Annotated in this window: 15 protein-coding genes; all 15 read left to right on the forward strand. The window is 59.6% G+C overall.

The features are described from left to right. Window positions 1-38: 38 nt before the first annotated feature. The 15 genes from VFV21_RS09415 to VFV21_RS09485 all read left to right on the forward strand — a co-directional run bounded on the left by VFV21_RS09415 (window position 39) and on the right by VFV21_RS09485 (window position 14,920). Window positions 39-488 (forward strand): hypothetical protein, encoded by a 450-nt coding sequence (locus VFV21_RS09415; protein ID WP_329669170.1) that lies wholly within the window; start codon window positions 39-41, stop codon window positions 486-488. A gap of 186 nt (window positions 489-674) precedes the next feature. Then, complete coding sequence (locus VFV21_RS09420) at window positions 675-1,115, forward strand: hypothetical protein (RefSeq protein WP_329669171.1); 441 nt, start codon at window positions 675-677, stop codon at window positions 1,113-1,115. Window positions 1,116-1,280: 165 nt separating this feature from the next. Further along, the gene (locus VFV21_RS09425; RefSeq protein WP_329669172.1) at window positions 1,281-2,618 is read left to right on the forward strand and encodes an O-antigen ligase family protein; all 1,338 of its coding nucleotides are present in this window, start codon (window positions 1,281-1,283) and stop codon (window positions 2,616-2,618) included. Between the two features lie 20 nt (window positions 2,619-2,638). Continuing rightward, on the forward strand, window positions 2,639-3,916 hold the full coding sequence (gene tviB / locus VFV21_RS09430) for a Vi polysaccharide biosynthesis UDP-N-acetylglucosamine C-6 dehydrogenase TviB (protein WP_329669173.1): 1,278 nt from the start codon (window positions 2,639-2,641) through the stop codon (window positions 3,914-3,916). Between the two features lie 177 nt (window positions 3,917-4,093). Beyond that, window positions 4,094-5,290, forward strand: coding sequence for a hypothetical protein (locus VFV21_RS09435; protein ID WP_329669174.1), 1,197 nt, complete (start codon window positions 4,094-4,096; stop codon window positions 5,288-5,290). After that, the gene (locus tag VFV21_RS09440) at window positions 5,287-5,751 is read left to right on the forward strand and encodes a hypothetical protein (protein ID WP_329669175.1); all 465 of its coding nucleotides are present in this window, start codon (window positions 5,287-5,289) and stop codon (window positions 5,749-5,751) included. The genes VFV21_RS09435 and VFV21_RS09440 overlap by 4 nt, the downstream gene beginning before the upstream one ends. A 32-nt stretch (window positions 5,752-5,783) precedes the next feature. Continuing rightward, complete coding sequence (locus tag VFV21_RS09445) at window positions 5,784-6,992, forward strand: hypothetical protein (RefSeq protein WP_329669176.1); 1,209 nt, start codon at window positions 5,784-5,786, stop codon at window positions 6,990-6,992. Between the two features lie 37 nt (window positions 6,993-7,029). Next, window positions 7,030-8,184, forward strand: coding sequence for a glycosyltransferase (locus VFV21_RS09450; protein ID WP_329669177.1), 1,155 nt, complete (start codon window positions 7,030-7,032; stop codon window positions 8,182-8,184). A gap of 733 nt (window positions 8,185-8,917) precedes the next feature. Further along, window positions 8,918-9,952 carry a polysaccharide biosynthesis protein gene (locus VFV21_RS09455; RefSeq protein ID WP_329669399.1) on the forward strand — a complete coding sequence of 345 codons (1,035 nt, stop codon included), beginning with the start codon at window positions 8,918-8,920 and terminating at the stop codon, window positions 9,950-9,952. A gap of 2 nt (window positions 9,953-9,954) precedes the next feature. Continuing rightward, window positions 9,955-10,830 carry an SDR family oxidoreductase gene (locus VFV21_RS09460; RefSeq protein WP_329669178.1) on the forward strand — a complete coding sequence of 292 codons (876 nt, stop codon included), beginning with the start codon at window positions 9,955-9,957 and terminating at the stop codon, window positions 10,828-10,830. After that, complete coding sequence (locus VFV21_RS09465; protein ID WP_329669179.1) at window positions 10,827-11,957, forward strand: UDP-N-acetyl glucosamine 2-epimerase; 1,131 nt, start codon at window positions 10,827-10,829, stop codon at window positions 11,955-11,957. The genes VFV21_RS09460 and VFV21_RS09465 overlap by 4 nt, the downstream gene beginning before the upstream one ends. After that, a complete protein-coding gene (locus VFV21_RS09470) occupies window positions 11,957-13,153 on the forward strand; it encodes a glycosyltransferase family 4 protein (protein WP_329669180.1) in 1,197 nt (398 codons plus the stop codon). The genes VFV21_RS09465 and VFV21_RS09470 overlap by 1 nt, the downstream gene beginning before the upstream one ends. A 56-nt stretch (window positions 13,154-13,209) precedes the next feature. Next, window positions 13,210-14,220 carry an NAD-dependent epimerase gene (locus VFV21_RS09475; protein WP_329669181.1) on the forward strand — a complete coding sequence of 337 codons (1,011 nt, stop codon included), beginning with the start codon at window positions 13,210-13,212 and terminating at the stop codon, window positions 14,218-14,220. A gap of 101 nt (window positions 14,221-14,321) precedes the next feature. Then, window positions 14,322-14,567, forward strand: a complete 246-nt coding sequence (locus tag VFV21_RS09480) for a hypothetical protein (protein WP_329669182.1) — start codon at window positions 14,322-14,324, stop codon at window positions 14,565-14,567. A 35-nt stretch (window positions 14,568-14,602) separates the two neighbouring features. Beyond that, entirely contained in the window at window positions 14,603-14,920 is a 318-nt protein-coding gene (locus VFV21_RS09485; RefSeq protein WP_329669183.1) for a hypothetical protein, read from the forward strand. Window positions 14,921-14,935 lie beyond the last annotated feature (15 nt).

The following is a 14,935-nucleotide window of genomic DNA, read 5'->3' on the forward strand; positions in this document are numbered from 1 at the left end:
TTGCGTTAGCCGCGCCCGCCCCCCAAGGGAGTACCGCCATGATCCGTACCGCTCTGATCCTCTCCGCTCTGGTTGCCGCCCCGGCGTTCGCCGCCGATTCCGTCGCCACCCTCAGCGCCCAGCAGGGCACCGTGCTGGTCAACCAGGGCGACGAGTTCGTCACCGCCACCGACGCGCAGGCCCTGCTGGCCGGCGACCGCGTGATGGTGATGGAAGGCGGCAGCGCCGAGATCACCTTCACCGACGGCTGCGTGCTGCCGCTGGCCTCGGGTTCCCTGGTCGATGTGCCGGAAGTTTCCACCTGCGCCGGCGCGGTGGCGAAGGTGCAGAACCTCGGCCCGAGCTACGCCCAGGCCGTGGGCAGCCGCGCTTCGGCCCGCAATGCCGCTGCGCCGTACGTGTTCGGCGCCTGGGGCGTGGTCATCGCCGCGATGATCGTCGAGGGCGACACCAAGTTCACCTACGGCGAGCCCGCCGCCAGCCCGTAAGGCGCTGCGAAATCGCTGCTTGAAAGGCCGCCTCCGGGCGGCCTTTTTCATTACTGCGCGGCGCGAAACCGTGGGCTGAATCTTTCTCGCGATTGTCCGCGCCACGACGGTTATCCTCTCGCGTCGCCAAGGCCCTGCCTTTGCCCCCGCTGCGGCTGCAGCCCGTTTCCCGAGGAAATCATCGCCATGCTCCGCACCACGCTCGTGCTTTGCGCCCTGTCGGCCGCCCCCGTCTTCGCTGCGGACGCCGCCGCCACCCTCAGCGCGCAGGAGGGCACCGTGCTGGTGAACCAGGGCGATGACTTCACCACCGCCACCGAAGCCCAGGCCCTGGCGGCCGGCGACCGCGTGCTGGTGATGGAAGGCAGCCGCGCCGAGCTCACCTTCGCCGACGGCTGCCTGCTGCCGCTGGCCGCGGGCTCCCTGCTGGACGTGCCGGCCGTGTCGCCCTGCGCCGGCGGCGTGGCGGGCGTGCAGCGCATCGGCCCCAGCTTCGCCGAGGCCGAGGAAGGCGAGAAGCCGGTGCGCAAGGGCACCAACGCCTACGTGATCGGTACCGTGGCCGTGGTCGGCGCGGCGCTGCTGCTCGGCGGTGGTGGCGGCGACGACAAGCCCGCCAGCCCGTAAGGCCCCGCGAAAACGATTCCCGAAGGCCGCCCCCGGGCGGCCCTTTTTTTCGGCAAGGCGAAAGTTTCCCTGCGCGCGAAACGGCTTGATTTGCAGCATAGTCCGCTATCATCACGCCAACACGACGGCCGGCAGGATGCCCGCCGCACGAGGGGAAGACACACGATGCCGCACCCAGGCCAGCCCACGCTGAGCACCCGACTGCAGTGGCCGCTGGCTGCGCTGCTGTTGGCGATGTGCCTGGTGCTGGGCGGCGGGCAGGGCACGATCGGCGATGGTGCGTGCCAGGCCCTGGCCGCGCTGCTGATCATCCTTACGCTCTGGCGCAGCGAAACCGAACCCATGGCCAGGCTGCCGCGCTTCGCCTGGTTGGCCGCGCTGCCGCTGGCGGTGCCATTGCTGCAGCTGCTGCCCATTCCCGAATCCCTTTGGATGCTGCCGCCGGCGCGCCAGCAGATCGATGCACAGCTGGCCGCGGCCGGCCTCGAGCCCGCCACGCGCTGGACATTGACGCCCTACGGCACCGAGACCGCGCTGGTGTGGCTGCTGCCCGCGGTGGCGCTGTTCCTGGCCACGCTGCAGTTTGATGCGGCACAGCGGCTGAAGCTGGCGGCCATCCTGGTGGCCGTGGCCGCGGTGGCCACCGTGCTGGGCATCGCCCAGCTGGCCGGCGGCCCCGACAGCCCGCTGCGCTTCTACGCCATGACCAACCCCACGGAAGCCGTGGGTCTCTTCGCCAACCGCAACCACTTCGCCAGCCAGCTGGCGGTGGCCTTGCCCTTCGTGCTGATCGGCGCCGCCGCTTGGTGGAGCCAGCGCCGCGACGAAGGCCACGGCGCCCTGCTGTGGATCGTGGCCGGCATCGGCCTGGCCGCGCTGCTGATCCTGGGCCTGGCGCTGGCACGCTCCCGCGCGGGCCTGCTGCTGGGCATGCTGGCCATCGCCTGCAGCCTGCCGGCGGTGATGGCCTTCCGCAAACAGCGCGGCACCAAGCGTCTGATCGCGGTGGCGGTGGCGGTAGGCCTGCTGCTGAGCGTGCAGTTCGCGCTATTTGGCATCCTGCAGCGGTTCCAGAAAGATCCGATGGAGGATGCGCGGTTCCAATATGCGGCGTTGACGGTACAGGCGGCTGCGGACCATGCGCCGCTGGGTACCGGGCTCGGTGGGTTCCGGCGGGCGTTCGAGGCGTATGACTTGGATTCGCCCCTCAGCGTCTACATCAACCACGCCCACAACGAATACGTCGAGCTTTGGCTGGATGGCCAGTGGTTGGCGCTGGCGCTGAGCGTTGTACTGTTGGCTACGGTCCTGGTAGCGGCGTGGCGAGCTTGGCGCCGACGCGAAGCATCTGCCCGTGAGCAACTGCTGGCCCGTGCCTCCCTCGTGGCCCTGGCCATGCTGGCGATGCACTCAATTGGCGACTACCCGTTGCGCACAACCGCGATGATGGCGACTACTGGGCTACTGGTAGCGCTTATGGCCCGCTCGCGCAATCCGATTTGAAATTGGAGCACATCGTTTCCATGCTGAACGTCGAAGACAGTCGAATCGCCATCATTGGTCTCGGTTATGTGGGTCTGCCGTTGGCAGTTGAGTTCGGCAAGCAGTTCCCAACGATGGGTTACGACATACGCAGCGCCCGCGTGGCGGAACTGCGCGAGGGGCGCGACAGTACCTTGGAATGCAGTGCGGAGGAATTGGGAAGCAGCAAACAGCTTCTTTACACGGAGAATTTGGCCGACATCGCTGAGTGCAACGTGTATATCGTGACAGTGCCCACGCCCATTGATGCCGCCAAGCGACCCGACCTGACGCCCTTGGTGAAGGCCAGCGAGGCCGTGGGCAGCGTACTCAAGCCGGGCGACTTGGTGGTGTATGAAAGCACCGTCTATCCGGGCTGCACCGAGGAAGTGTGCGTGCCCATCCTGGAAAGGATGTCGGGCCTGCGCTTCAACCAGGGTTTCTACTGCGGTTACAGCCCAGAGCGAATCAACCCGGGGGACAAGTCGCACCGGCTCGTCAATATCCTCAAGGTGACGAGCGGCAGTACGCCCGCGGTGGCCGACTTCGTAGACGCGCTCTACAGGCGCATCATCGCCGCGGGCACGCACAAAGCCAGCAGCCTAAAAGTGGCGGAGGCCGCCAAGGTGATCGAGAACACTCAGCGCGACCTCAACATCGCGCTGGTCAATGACCTGGCGATCCTGTTCAACCGGCTGGGTATCGACACACTGGAAGTGCTCGAGGCAGCCGGGACGAAGTGGAACTTCCTCCCATTCCGGCCTGGGCTGGTGGGTGGACACTGCATCGGGGTGGACCCGTACTACCTCACCCACAAGGCACAAGAGGTTGGTCATCACCCACAAGTTATTCTGGCGGGAAGGCGAACCAATGACAGCATGGGGCCATACGTTGCGGACCAAGTCGTCAAACTTATGTTGCGCAAGGCGATTAGTCCGGTTCGCGCCAAGGTGTTGGTGATGGGTCTCACGTTTAAGGAGAACTGCCCCGATCTTCGCAATACTCGGGTGGTAGACATAATCGAGACTCTTGCGAGCTACAACACAGTAGTTGATGTTTACGACCCTCGAGCAGACGCAACAGAAGCATTCAAGGAGCATCGGATAACCCCAGTTGACGAGCCATTGGCTGGCGGTTACGACGCAATAGTAATCGCTGTTGCGCATGATGAGTTTCTGAGGATGGGTGCGACCGGCATTCGCGCCCTTGGTAAACCGAATTGCGTCATTTACGACGTGAAGCACGTACTGCCTCGAACAGATGTTGACGCGAGGCTTTGAATTCGGCTCTGGGAAAAGTCTTAAGCCGAGAATTTTTCCTAACGCGCAATAGGACCGCACCTGTTTTCATCTTGGCTTGGCTCTCTAGATCACTAGTCAGTTGTGACACGCATTGGTGAGCGCCGACTTGTCCGAGGCGCAATTAAAAGTGCTGCGAGTATCGGAGTGATGGTTCGCGTGAGCAAAATTGGCAACTACTCGCTCTCGCTAGCCGCCACAGCTATGTCAGCGTCGATCCCCGTTGTTTCAGGAATCGCACTGGCAAGGTTTTACGGGGATGACGAGTTTGGGCGATTTGCCTATTGGCTCGCTTTGCTAGCCCCGCTCGTCCTCCTTCTTGGTGGTGGCGTAAGGTCGCTGCAGTTGTCAAACGCAATTTCGGGTCTCACAGATCAAGATTATCTGTGCGGGCGGCTCATTGGCATTGGCCTAGTTCTAGTGCTTGCACTGTCATCGACGATTCTGGCGCACCCCGATCTCTATGCGGCGTCGGCGTTGGCTGCATCATGTGTCATCTCGATAAAGCTATCGGAAGCGATATCGGAAAATGCGCAGGTAGTGCTTTTTAAGCGCGGCGAGATATCGAAAGGCGCGCTTGTCCAAGTATCCCGATCTGTAGTGTTTCTGTTATCGATGCTTTTCCTAGCGATCATCGGGCTAGATTCAGGCGGGGCGATTATTTTGGCTTCGGCTGCAAGCGTCGCAATGGTTGCGATTTTTGCCAGGGGAACCATTCGCGCTTCATTGTCGGTGCTGGCGGCATGGGCCGTGATTCGTAGAGCGGCAACCGTATCGCTGTCAGTTTTCCTGATAACGGCAATGACTTCCTTGCCAAGGGTTGCCGCGGGATCTTATGGGGAGAGAGATGAATTTCTTGCGGTATCCATGATTTTCCCGATTGTCACGCTGCTGACTCTTGGCGTTACATCAATGATAAATGTTTGTTTGGCGGGTGCGTCGCGCATGGATCTTCGCGAAAGAAATGGCTACGCCAATAGACTGATTGCTTACGGTGCTCTAGGCGGGTGCGTTGCTGCACTCGTGCTTTCGCCGCTAGCCTACATTTTTGGTGCCGATCTTGTGGCGGTGCTATACGAAATTCGAGTAGCAGAGCACGCGCTGTACGCTGCAACATCTGTGGGGGCGTCAATTGCCGTCGCGCAAGGGCTAATAAACGGAGCGATAATTCTGCTCGCGGAAACAAGGTTTCTCATGGTTTCCGTAATCACTTCTTCCGTACTTGCATTGACTCTGCTCGTGTTCCTTCCAAACGGATCAGTAGATGTGGCAATGTCGGCGACAGTAGCTTGGTGCTTCTTCGGGTTAACGCATTGTCTGTTATGCGTTCTGCGCATAAGGATATTAACCAAATGATCGAATTCGTAGGTCTCGTCAAATCGGACCTGGCGGCGCTGTATGGCTACGCGAAATGGACTGCTCTGCTCACAAATCCGAGCGCGACCGCAGCGCTAGTCATTCGGCTCGCGACGAGAATGCCGCGCGCACTTCGTCCCTTGGCAAGAATGGTTGGGGTTTTGTTTTTCGGGGTGGACGTGGCTGCGCACGCCAGGATTGGTGCGGGTGTTCGGCTGCCCCATCCAGTCGGGATCGTCATTGGCGACGGCGTCGAGATTGGCAGCAATGCCACAATCTATCAGTGCGTAACTCTAGGGAGTTTGCGCGGCGGCTATCCAAAAATAGGGTCAGATGTTTTTCTTTATCCGTCGGCTGTCGTTGTAGGTGCGATTTTCGTTGGCGATGGCGCGAAGATTGGCGCGCTGACGTACGTAGATAAGGATGTCGCGCCTGGCGCGGTCGTGAAAAGAGATTCCTAATGAGTGCTCTTCAGGCAATTACGATATGTTATTTGCTCCTCGTCGGCGTAGCACTTGTCCGACTTAACAAGGACGCGCTTAGTTCGAGCAAAGTCTTGTTCCTTTTTGTAGTGGTTGCCTATGCCGGCGCACTCCTGAAGCCGAGCATTCCAGTTGTCTACTTCGCAATCAATGCGCTCGCTACCTTGTGCCTCACGTCTGCATATATTGAGCGTGGAAAGGAGCAGCTAAGTGGTCAGTCAGCTGTCGCCGCGCGTAGCGTCGCGATAAAGTGCTGGGTGGGTTCTGTACCAGCGTTTGTTGCAACGGCCTACCTAGTGTCATCCAGTGGTGGCCTATCCGGCTTCTTCGAGACACTGGATCAGCGGCTACTCAGATTTGAAGGTCAGGGGCTCTTGTTGGTGCTTGTGAAGTCTGCGCCATCTATCCAAACGGCGTACTTTGCATTGCTGCTAACTAGGGACAAGATCACCCGTCTGCAGTGGATCGTCTTCGCGGTCTTTACCGCCTTTGCTGCCATTGCTGCCGTTGTCTCTGGGTCGAGAAACACGTTGCTAGTAATGTTTCTGGTAATGGCAATCTGCTGGAGCCTTAGGAGCCGTGGTGGAGTTAGTCTGAAGTTGGGGGCAGTTGGCGTAATTGTGGGTGTGCTGCTTCTGGTTTCCTTGGAGGACGTCCGGAACAGGGCTGGAGAGTTGGCTCGCGGCTCCAGTTCGATTTCAGAGCTTTCGTTCGCAGACTCCAAGTCTCTTCGATACGGGGTCATACCGCTCGAAATGATTGATCGGACTGAATACGCTCCGATTCTTTACGGGCGAACGTTTGTCGCTGCGGCTACAAACTTCGTGCCTCGGAGTGTATGGCCGGATAAGCCGGACGGTGGCGGCGAGGAATACACAAATTACTACTTTGGAACGCTTTGGGCCGGCGCGTCTCGTGACAGTCCTGGGATATTTGCAGAGTCAGTAATGAACTTCGGCCGGGCTGGCGGGTTCGTGTTTGCGATTACGTTGCTGATCACGAGTTATGTCGCTCTGGCGCACGCCTATTCTTCTCTTCGATCTGGCCGTCCATATGTGCCAGCGATGGCGCTTGTTTACGCATATGGAGTTGTGTTCGTTGGCAATCTTCCATTCGCAGAGTTCGCCACAGCGGTTATGAACTTTGTCACGCGCGGTCTATTGGCTGCGTTTGTGGCGTGGATTTTCGCTACTAGGTTTACCTGGAATATTCGACGCTAACGCTATTTTTCATTCGAATAATGATTCGCAGGTTCAATTGAAAATTCTATTCAACTATTACGCAGGGGGCGGTGGCGGGCTAGCCAATATACGGCGGCTGCTTCGGGCGTATGCGCTCGCGTTCCCAGCGGACCAACTCATTGTTGCTAGCAAGAATCCTGCCCAATTCAGTGACCTCGACGGCTTACCAAACGTAGATCTCTATGAGATTGCCCTGCCAATTGGCGGAGAGGTCGGAAGGCTCTGGTATGGTTTTTTTGGCCTTCGAAAGTTGGCGTCCTCGCTTGGCGTGGATGTTGTTTGGTCAATGAACCTTGGGTCATACATCAGGGGCCGGACGCCCCAGGTAACCAGTATCAACAACGCTTACCAGGTCTATCCGCTCTCTGTCATGCGTATGCATCCAGCTGGCTGGCTTAGAGCGGCTGTCATGCGCTTTTTCTCTACGCTGACTATGTTTGCTTCGGATTCTATTGTCGTGCAGACACGTATTATGCGTGATCAGGCGATCAGGCTGGCTGGGCGCGGGAAGCGAGTTCACGTAGTTGCAAAGGCTGTTGAGGTGTCGGACTTCTGCGGCGGGGTTGATGCAATGCAAGGCGAGGACGACTCGCCTCCCGCCGGGTTTGTCTTTGGCTACGTAGCGACCTATTTTCCCCACAAGAATCACGAGCGATTGATTGAGGCCCTGGAGCTTCTTTCGCGACGGCGTGATTTCGGACCGGTTGTTAAGTTGCTCGCTACTATTGATCTGGCAGATCTTCCGCCTCGATTGCGGGGTGTCGCAGCCCGTTTGATCGATTCAGGCCTTCTAAGTCTGGTTGGCTGGCAGTCGGTTAGTCAGCTTGGGGAGTTTTACCGCCGGTTAGACGCGGTAGTTATTCCAAGTCTCCTTGAATCTCTTAGCTCAGCGCATATTGAGGCAATGGCATTTGGCAAGCCGATTCTTGCCTCAGACTTACCGTATGCGCGGGAGCTTTGTGGGGATGCGGCGCTTTATGTAGATCCGACGAACCCCAATCAACTGAGCGAGGGGATGCTGGCCATTGCGTCGGACGCACTGCGTAGACGCTCTTTGGTTCACGCAGGATCCGAACGAATGAAGATGTTTCCTAGTGATTGGAGGTCCATTGCGGGCGAGGTTCGTTCCGTGCTGTCTGATTCGATAGATGGCCGCCCTCGAGCCATGTAGCGAAGTCGGTTTCTACGTTCGGCGGAATGTCTGGCCATGTATGTGTCTGCAGGAACGTCTCTGTAACGTCTGGCCGCATGATGCTGAGGGGGCTCTAACATTCACAGCTTTCGGCCGTTCCGCAATGGTTGCCAGCTTGAGCAGTGTTGACGATTTGGGCGTCGCATATTTCTAGGCATCTCCGTTCTGCCTCCGCCCGTTCAGCGTCGCACCAATCCTGCACCCAAGGTATTCGGCCAGGTGCTGCTTGTTGAGTTTGGTTGGCAGTCACTTTTGTTTCTTGGCGCGCGGATTCAGTTGGTTCGGTTGAGATGACGAGTAACATTAAAAGTCCAAGAAGCATTTGGGTTCTCCAGTTGGGTTGGTTGCCCCGACACAGCTTTGTTCGCGCTGTCTGCCCGGCGAACTGGTACGGAGTGCTGTCGGGGCGAACAACGTCTGGTTGATTCGGCGCTGACTGGCAGTAAGGCTTGGACTGATTGGCGGGTAGCAGAATTCTTACGCGGCGGCCGGCCAGTCTAGGTTTCTTTCAGGTCCATACGTTTTCTGCTGCGGGTGGGGGCGGATCCTATAGGAACGTCCCATTTGTTTGGATAGGCTTGCAAGATGTTCGCACTTGATGCGCTGGCGTGCGTTGCGAGTGTTGTATCGGCGCTAATTTGTCGTGTTGAGTGATTCCCCGGCGGAGTGTTAGATTTTTAACCAACGCAATCTATGCGATTTCGAGGTGAGTATGTTTTCTGGCGCAACGCTACTAATCACTGGCGGCACCGGATCTTTTGGTAATGCTGTTCTAAAGAGCTTCTTGAAGTCCGATATTGCCCAGATCAGGATTCTGAGCCGCGATGAGAAGAAACAGGATGACATGAGGAAGCGGTATGGCTCGGATAAGTTGAAGTTCTACATTGGCGATGTTCGTGAGCAGGGTAGCTTGGTAAGTGCAATGCGCGGTGTCGACTATGTGTTCCATGCCGCCGCATTGAAGCAAGTTCCGTCCTGCGAGTTTCATCCGATGGAGGCGGTAAAGACGAACGTGCTGGGCACCGAGAATGCGACGGAGGCCGCTATTCACTGCGGTGTCAAGCGGATGATCTGTTTGAGCACGGATAAGGCTGTCTATCCAATAAATGCCATGGGTATTTCCAAGGCCATGATGGAAAAGGTATTTGTCGCTAAGTCTCGGAACGTTGATCCTGGCAAGACGACGATTTGCGGTACGCGGTACGGAAACGTCATGGCTTCGCGCGGCTCCGTAATCCCTTTGTTCGTGAATCAGATATACGCAGGCATGCCAATCACGATCACGGATCCGGAAATGACTCGGTTCATGATGACGTTGGATGACGCCGTGGATCTTGTTCTCTATGCATTCGAGAATGGCAAGAGCGGAGACATTTTCGTTCAGAAGGCGCCCGCAGCCACTCTCCATACCCTCGCGGTTGCGCTTACTGAACTCCTGGGTAAGCCGAATTACCCAATTCGGATCATCGGCACGCGTCACGGAGAGAAGAAGCACGAGACGCTTTTAAGTCGCGAGGAAATGGCGCACGCAAGGGATCACGGCGGCTACTTTTGTGTCCCGCCGGACCTAAGGGATCTGAACTACGAGAAGTTCTTCGAGGTCGGGGAGGAGAAAATAACCGAGGCGCGCGACTACACCTCCGAGAACACCGAGCGTCTCGACGTGGAAGGCATGAAGGATCTCCTTATGAAGCTTGATTTCGTGCGTGAATTGGTTGCTGGGCGGTCCGCTCAGCCTGTGGACTGAGTATGAAGATACTTGTGCTAGGTGCCGACGGAATGCTTGGACATCAGCTGGTGGCCAGCTTCAGAGATCGCCATGAGGTCGCTGGAACGGTTAGGAAGGGTGTCACGGCCTATGCCCACCTTGCAGGGTCGTTGCCACGGAGGGTGTTCGACTCTGTCGACTCCAGGAACTTTGACAGCATTGAAGAGGTGTTGTGTTCCTTTGCTCCTGACGCGGTTGTGAATGCAATTGGCATCGTCAAGCAGCGCCAGGAGGCCAAGGATGCGGTCGAGAGCATCGTTGTCAATTCATTGCTGCCGCATCGTTTGTCCGAGTTCTGCCAGGCTCGCTCCGTGAGGTTTGTCCATCTCAGTACGGACTGTGTTTATTCGGGCCGACAAGGAATGTACGAGGACGATGCCGTTCATGACGCTCGTGACATGTATGGGCGAAGCAAGTCACTGGGCGAAGTTGGAGGGGTCGGCTCAATAACTTTGCGAACGTCGATAATTGGGCTTGAGCTTTCCCGGAAGGCAAGCTTGGTCGAGTGGTTCTTGGCTCAGGAGGGCGAGATCAAGGGCTTCACTAAGGCCATCTACTCAGGCTTCACCACGTTGGAGATCGCCCGGGTCATCGAGGGCCTGCTGGTCCGGCCGGGAGACATCTCCGGAATCTACAACGTTAGTAGTCACCCTATTGACAAGTTCAGCCTGTTGGCAATGTTGAACGAGCGCCTTGGCCGCCCGGTTTCAATCGTTCCGGACGACAAGTTTGAGTGTGACAGAAGTCTCGACTCGTCTCGGTTCCGTACGGAATTCGGCTACGAGCCGCCGTCTTGGGAGCGAATGATTGATGAACTCGTCGATCAGATTCGTTCTCGCCAGAAGGGGTTGGCATGACTCGCTTGAAGGTTGCCACGTTTGTTGGGACGCGCCCTGAGATCATCCGCCTGTCTAGGGTCATTTCGGCTTTGGATATGCATTGCGATCACACCCTGGTGCATACCGGGCAGAGCTACGATTTCGAGCTTAATGGTATCTTCTTTGAAGACCTTGGCATCAGGAAGCCCGATGTGTTTCTCGAGGCCGCCGGTTCAACCGGCGCTGAGACGATCGGGAGAGTGATCATCGCCGCTGATGCTGCGTTGGCAGAGATCAGTCCGGATGCCATGTTGGTGTTGGGTGATACGAACAGTTGCTTGGCTGTTATCCCTGCCAAGCGGCGAAAGATTCCAACGTTCCATATGGAGGCCGGCAATCGTTGCTTCGATATGCGCGTGCCCGAGGAGATCAATCGTCGCATCATCGACCATACCGCGGACATAAATCTAACCTACAGCGATCTAGCTCGGAATCACTTGCTGGCGGAGGGCTTGCCATCGGATCGTGTGATCAAGACGGGCAGCCCGATGTGCGAGGTACTGGCGCACTACGCCGATGGCATCGCTAACTCCGATGTTATTTCGCGACTGGGCTTGGAGCCGGGTAGGTTCTTTGTGGTTAGCGCGCACCGGGAAGAGAATATTGATTCGGACTCGAATTTCCGTGGTCTAGTGGAAGTATTGAACACAGTTGCTTCCAGTTATGGATTCCCCGTGATCGTTTCCACTCACCCGCGGACCCGCAAGCGTATCGAGGCCATGGGTGTGTCATTGGACCCGCTGGTTCAGTTGCTGAAGCCGCTTGGATTCTCGGACTATGTTCGGCTGCAGACCGACGCCAAGGCGACGCTCTCCGATAGCGGTACGATCAGCGAGGAGGCGTCTATTCTTAATTTTCGCGCACTGAACCTGCGCGACGCCCACGAGCGGCCCGAAGCCATGGAAGAGGCTGCCGTCATGATGGTTGGGATGAGCGTCGAGCGGGTGATGCAAGGCTTGGCTATTTTGGAGAGTCAACCGACTGGCCTGCGGCGCAGCCTCCGGCAAGTCGCGGACTACAGCATGCCCAATGTTTCCGATAAGGTTGTTCGTATCATCCACAGCTATGTGGATTACGTGAACCGGGTGGTCTGGAAGAAGTACTGATGCGACTGTTGCTGGTCGCGGACACCTTTCCGCCCGCCACCATTTCCGGCGCGCTCCAGATGCGCGACCTTGCCGCGGCCCTGGTCCAGGCGGGTCACCGGCCACTCGTGCTCGTCCCGGACTCCAGCCTTCGCCGGTCCTGGGTTCGCGAGGAAATGGCGGGTATCGAGGTTTGCCGGGTTCGGGCGCCGCGGACCAAGGATGTCTCTTATCTTCGTCGCGTCGCCGCCGAGATTGTCCTGCCGTGGGTGCTTCGCCGCGGCTTCCGGGCTGCCTCCCTCGACCAGGAGTCGTGGGATGGCATCGCGTGGTATTCCCCCACCATCTTCCTGGGCCCCCTCGTCGCGTGGTTCAAGCGAAAGCACCGGTGCCGGAGCTACTTGATCTTGCGTGACCTGTTTCCTGACTGGGCGGTGGATGCCGGCGTGCTGCGGCGTGGCGGGCCAGCGCACAGGTTGTTCAAGGCGGTGGAACGGCTCCAGTATCGGCAGGCCGATGTCATCGGCGTCCAGACGCCTGCCAATGTGCCCATCGTTGCAGCGGATGCGCCCGCGGGTGCCTCGCTTGAGGTCCTGCATAACTGGCTGGCTGCTCCGCCCGCGGTCCCTGGTGGAGGCAGGCACCCCGTTCTCGATGGTTTCGAACGCCACAAGGTTTTCGTTTATGCCGGGAATATGGGCGTGGCGCAGGACCTCGATGCCTTCCTCGACCTGGCATCCCGGCTTCGGGACCGTCCAGACATTGCGTTCCTGCTGATCGGCAGGGGAAGTGAGCAGGCCAGGCTCGGCAAGGAAGTCGTGACGCGCGAACTTGGAAATCTGCGGATCGCGGACCAGGTATCCCAACGTGAGCTGTCCACGCTGCTGGCCCACTGCTACGCGGGCATCATCGCCCTGCATCCGGCGCATGGCACCCACAACATTCCCGGCAAGCTGTTGACCTATCTTCAGGCCGGATTGCCCGTGCTCGCCCGCGTCAATCCAGGCAACGACCTGCACCAGATGGTGATGGACGAGGGGCTGGGGGCCTCGGTGATGGGGGGATCCTCCGACGCCCTGCTCGAGGCCACGCTTTCGCTTGCCGATCGTCCCGAGGCCTGCGCGGCCATGGGTGAGCGGGGCAAGATCGTCGCAGCGCGTCTTTTCTCGCCTGCCGCCGCCGCAGAGCAGGTTGTCAAAGGTCTTTCGCCCCGCTGATTACGGCGGCACCTGCGGCGATAGAATTACGGCCAGTCCAACGGGTATCCCCGATCATGCGTATCCTCGTCACCGGCACCGCCGGCTTCATAGGCTCCCACGTCGCCCAGGTCCTCCTCGCCCGCGGCGACGAGGTCATCGGCTTCGACAACCTCAACGACTACTACGACCCGACGCTCAAGCAGGCTCGCCTGGCCCGCCTGCAGGCGCTGCCGGGCTACACCCACGTCACGGCCGACCTGGCCGATCGGGCGGCGGTCGAGGCGGTGTTCGCGAAGTACAAGCCGCAGCGCGTGGTGAACCTGGCCGCCCAGGCCGGCGTGCGCTACGCGGCCGAGAACCCGCACGTGTACGTGGCCAGCAACGTCACCGGCTTCCTGCACGTGCTGGAAGGCTGCCGCCACCACGGGGTGGAGCACCTGGTGTATGCCAGCACCAGCTCGGTGTACGGCGCCAACCTGAAGATGCCGTTCTCGGAGCATTCGCCCACCGAGCATCCGCTCACGCTGTACGCGGCCACCAAGAAGGCCAACGAGCAGATGGCGCACAGCTATTCGCACCTCTACGGCATTCCCACCACCGGCCTGCGCTTCTTCACCGTGTACGGGCCCTGGGGCCGGCCGGACATGGCGCTGTTCCTGTTCACCAAGGCCATCCTGGCCGGCCAGCCGATCAAGGTCTTCAACCACGGCCACCACAAGCGCAGCTTCACCTATGTGGACGACATCGTGGAAGGCGTGGTGCGCGCGCTCGACACCGTGCCGGGCAAGGACCCGGACTGGAACGGGCTGGCGCCGGACCCGGCCACCAGTGGCGTGGCGCCGTATCGCATCTACAACATCGGCAACGAACAGCCGGTGCAGCTGCTGCGCTACATCGAGGTGCTGGAGCAGTGCCTGGGCAGGAAGGCCACGCTGGCGATGCTGCCGCTGCAAGCGGGCGACGTGCCCGACACCGAGGCGGATGTGTCCGACCTGATTGCGAACGTGGGCTACCGGCCGTCCGTCAATGTGGAGGAGGGCGTGGGGCGGTTCGTGGCTTGGTATCGGGATTACTACAAGGTGTAGGGCGTTCGGGACTGAAGTCCCTCCTACAGGGGTGTGAAAGTTTCTTATGCCTGTGGGGGTGGGGGCTGCCTAGACTGGCGGCCTTCACAGGGGTGTGATCCATGGATGATTACCGCGCTGCCTCGCCGCATTCGCCGGCGAGGGCAGTAGAGCTGCTCGACCATTACCGGCTGGGCGACAAGCCCGAGCGCACGCTGCAGGCGCTGCAGGTGTTCTTCCCCGCGCGGGCGCAGGAATATTTCGCGCGGCTCCAATCCGGCGGGTCGGTGCGGGTGGACAGCCCCGAGATGGTGGCGCTGGTGGGGCAGCTGGCCGCGCAGGGCTTCCGCGTGCGGCTGGTGGACTGAGCGTTTTACACTCGGGCTCCCGTCAGGAGTCCGCCATGCGCCCGCTGCTTTGTCTTGCCCTTGTTCCCCTGGCCTTGCTGGCCGCCTGCGCGCCGTCCTGGCCCACGCCCGACCAGGCGCGCGATGCGCTGGTGGTGCGGATGGAGCGGCCGGGGGCGCGGCAAATCAAGGTGACCGAGGTCGCCGCCTTCACCCTCAGCGATTGCCGTGAGCCTGACAAAGGGCCGGGCGTGCTGTGCGCGGTGGCGATGGACGTGAGGTTCACCGTCGATGGGCAGGCGGTGCAGAGCAACGAGGCGCAGGAGGTGCGCTTCGTGCGGGAGTCGGGCAACTGGGTGGCGTACCCGGAATAAGCGATCGGGACTGAA

Source organism: Arenimonas sp. (genome assembly GCF_036275555.1).
Lineage (GTDB): Bacteria > Pseudomonadota > Gammaproteobacteria > Xanthomonadales > Xanthomonadaceae > Arenimonas.

Bases quoted from the DNA above. Each gene is read 5' to 3' on its own strand.
- VFV21_RS09415 (WP_329669170.1), top strand. From the start codon at position 39: ATGATCCGTACCGCTCTGATCCTCTCCGCTCTGGTTGCCGCCCCGGCG.
- VFV21_RS09420 (WP_329669171.1), top strand. From the start codon at position 675: ATGCTCCGCACCACGCTCGTGCTTTGCGCCCTGTCGGCCGCCCCCGTC.
- VFV21_RS09425 (WP_329669172.1), top strand. From the start codon at position 1,281: ATGCCGCACCCAGGCCAGCCCACGCTGAGCACCCGACTGCAGTGGCCG.
- tviB (WP_329669173.1), top strand. From the start codon at position 2,639: ATGCTGAACGTCGAAGACAGTCGAATCGCCATCATTGGTCTCGGTTAT.
- VFV21_RS09440 (WP_329669175.1), top strand. From the start codon at position 5,287: ATGATCGAATTCGTAGGTCTCGTCAAATCGGACCTGGCGGCGCTGTAT.
- VFV21_RS09455 (WP_329669399.1), top strand. From the start codon at position 8,918: ATGTTTTCTGGCGCAACGCTACTAATCACTGGCGGCACCGGATCTTTT.
- VFV21_RS09460 (WP_329669178.1), top strand. From the start codon at position 9,955: ATGAAGATACTTGTGCTAGGTGCCGACGGAATGCTTGGACATCAGCTG.
- VFV21_RS09465 (WP_329669179.1), top strand. From the start codon at position 10,827: ATGACTCGCTTGAAGGTTGCCACGTTTGTTGGGACGCGCCCTGAGATC.
- VFV21_RS09470 (WP_329669180.1), top strand. From the start codon at position 11,957: ATGCGACTGTTGCTGGTCGCGGACACCTTTCCGCCCGCCACCATTTCC.
- VFV21_RS09475 (WP_329669181.1), top strand. From the start codon at position 13,210: ATGCGTATCCTCGTCACCGGCACCGCCGGCTTCATAGGCTCCCACGTC.
- VFV21_RS09480 (WP_329669182.1), top strand. From the start codon at position 14,322: ATGGATGATTACCGCGCTGCCTCGCCGCATTCGCCGGCGAGGGCAGTA.
- VFV21_RS09485 (WP_329669183.1), top strand. From the start codon at position 14,603: ATGCGCCCGCTGCTTTGTCTTGCCCTTGTTCCCCTGGCCTTGCTGGCC.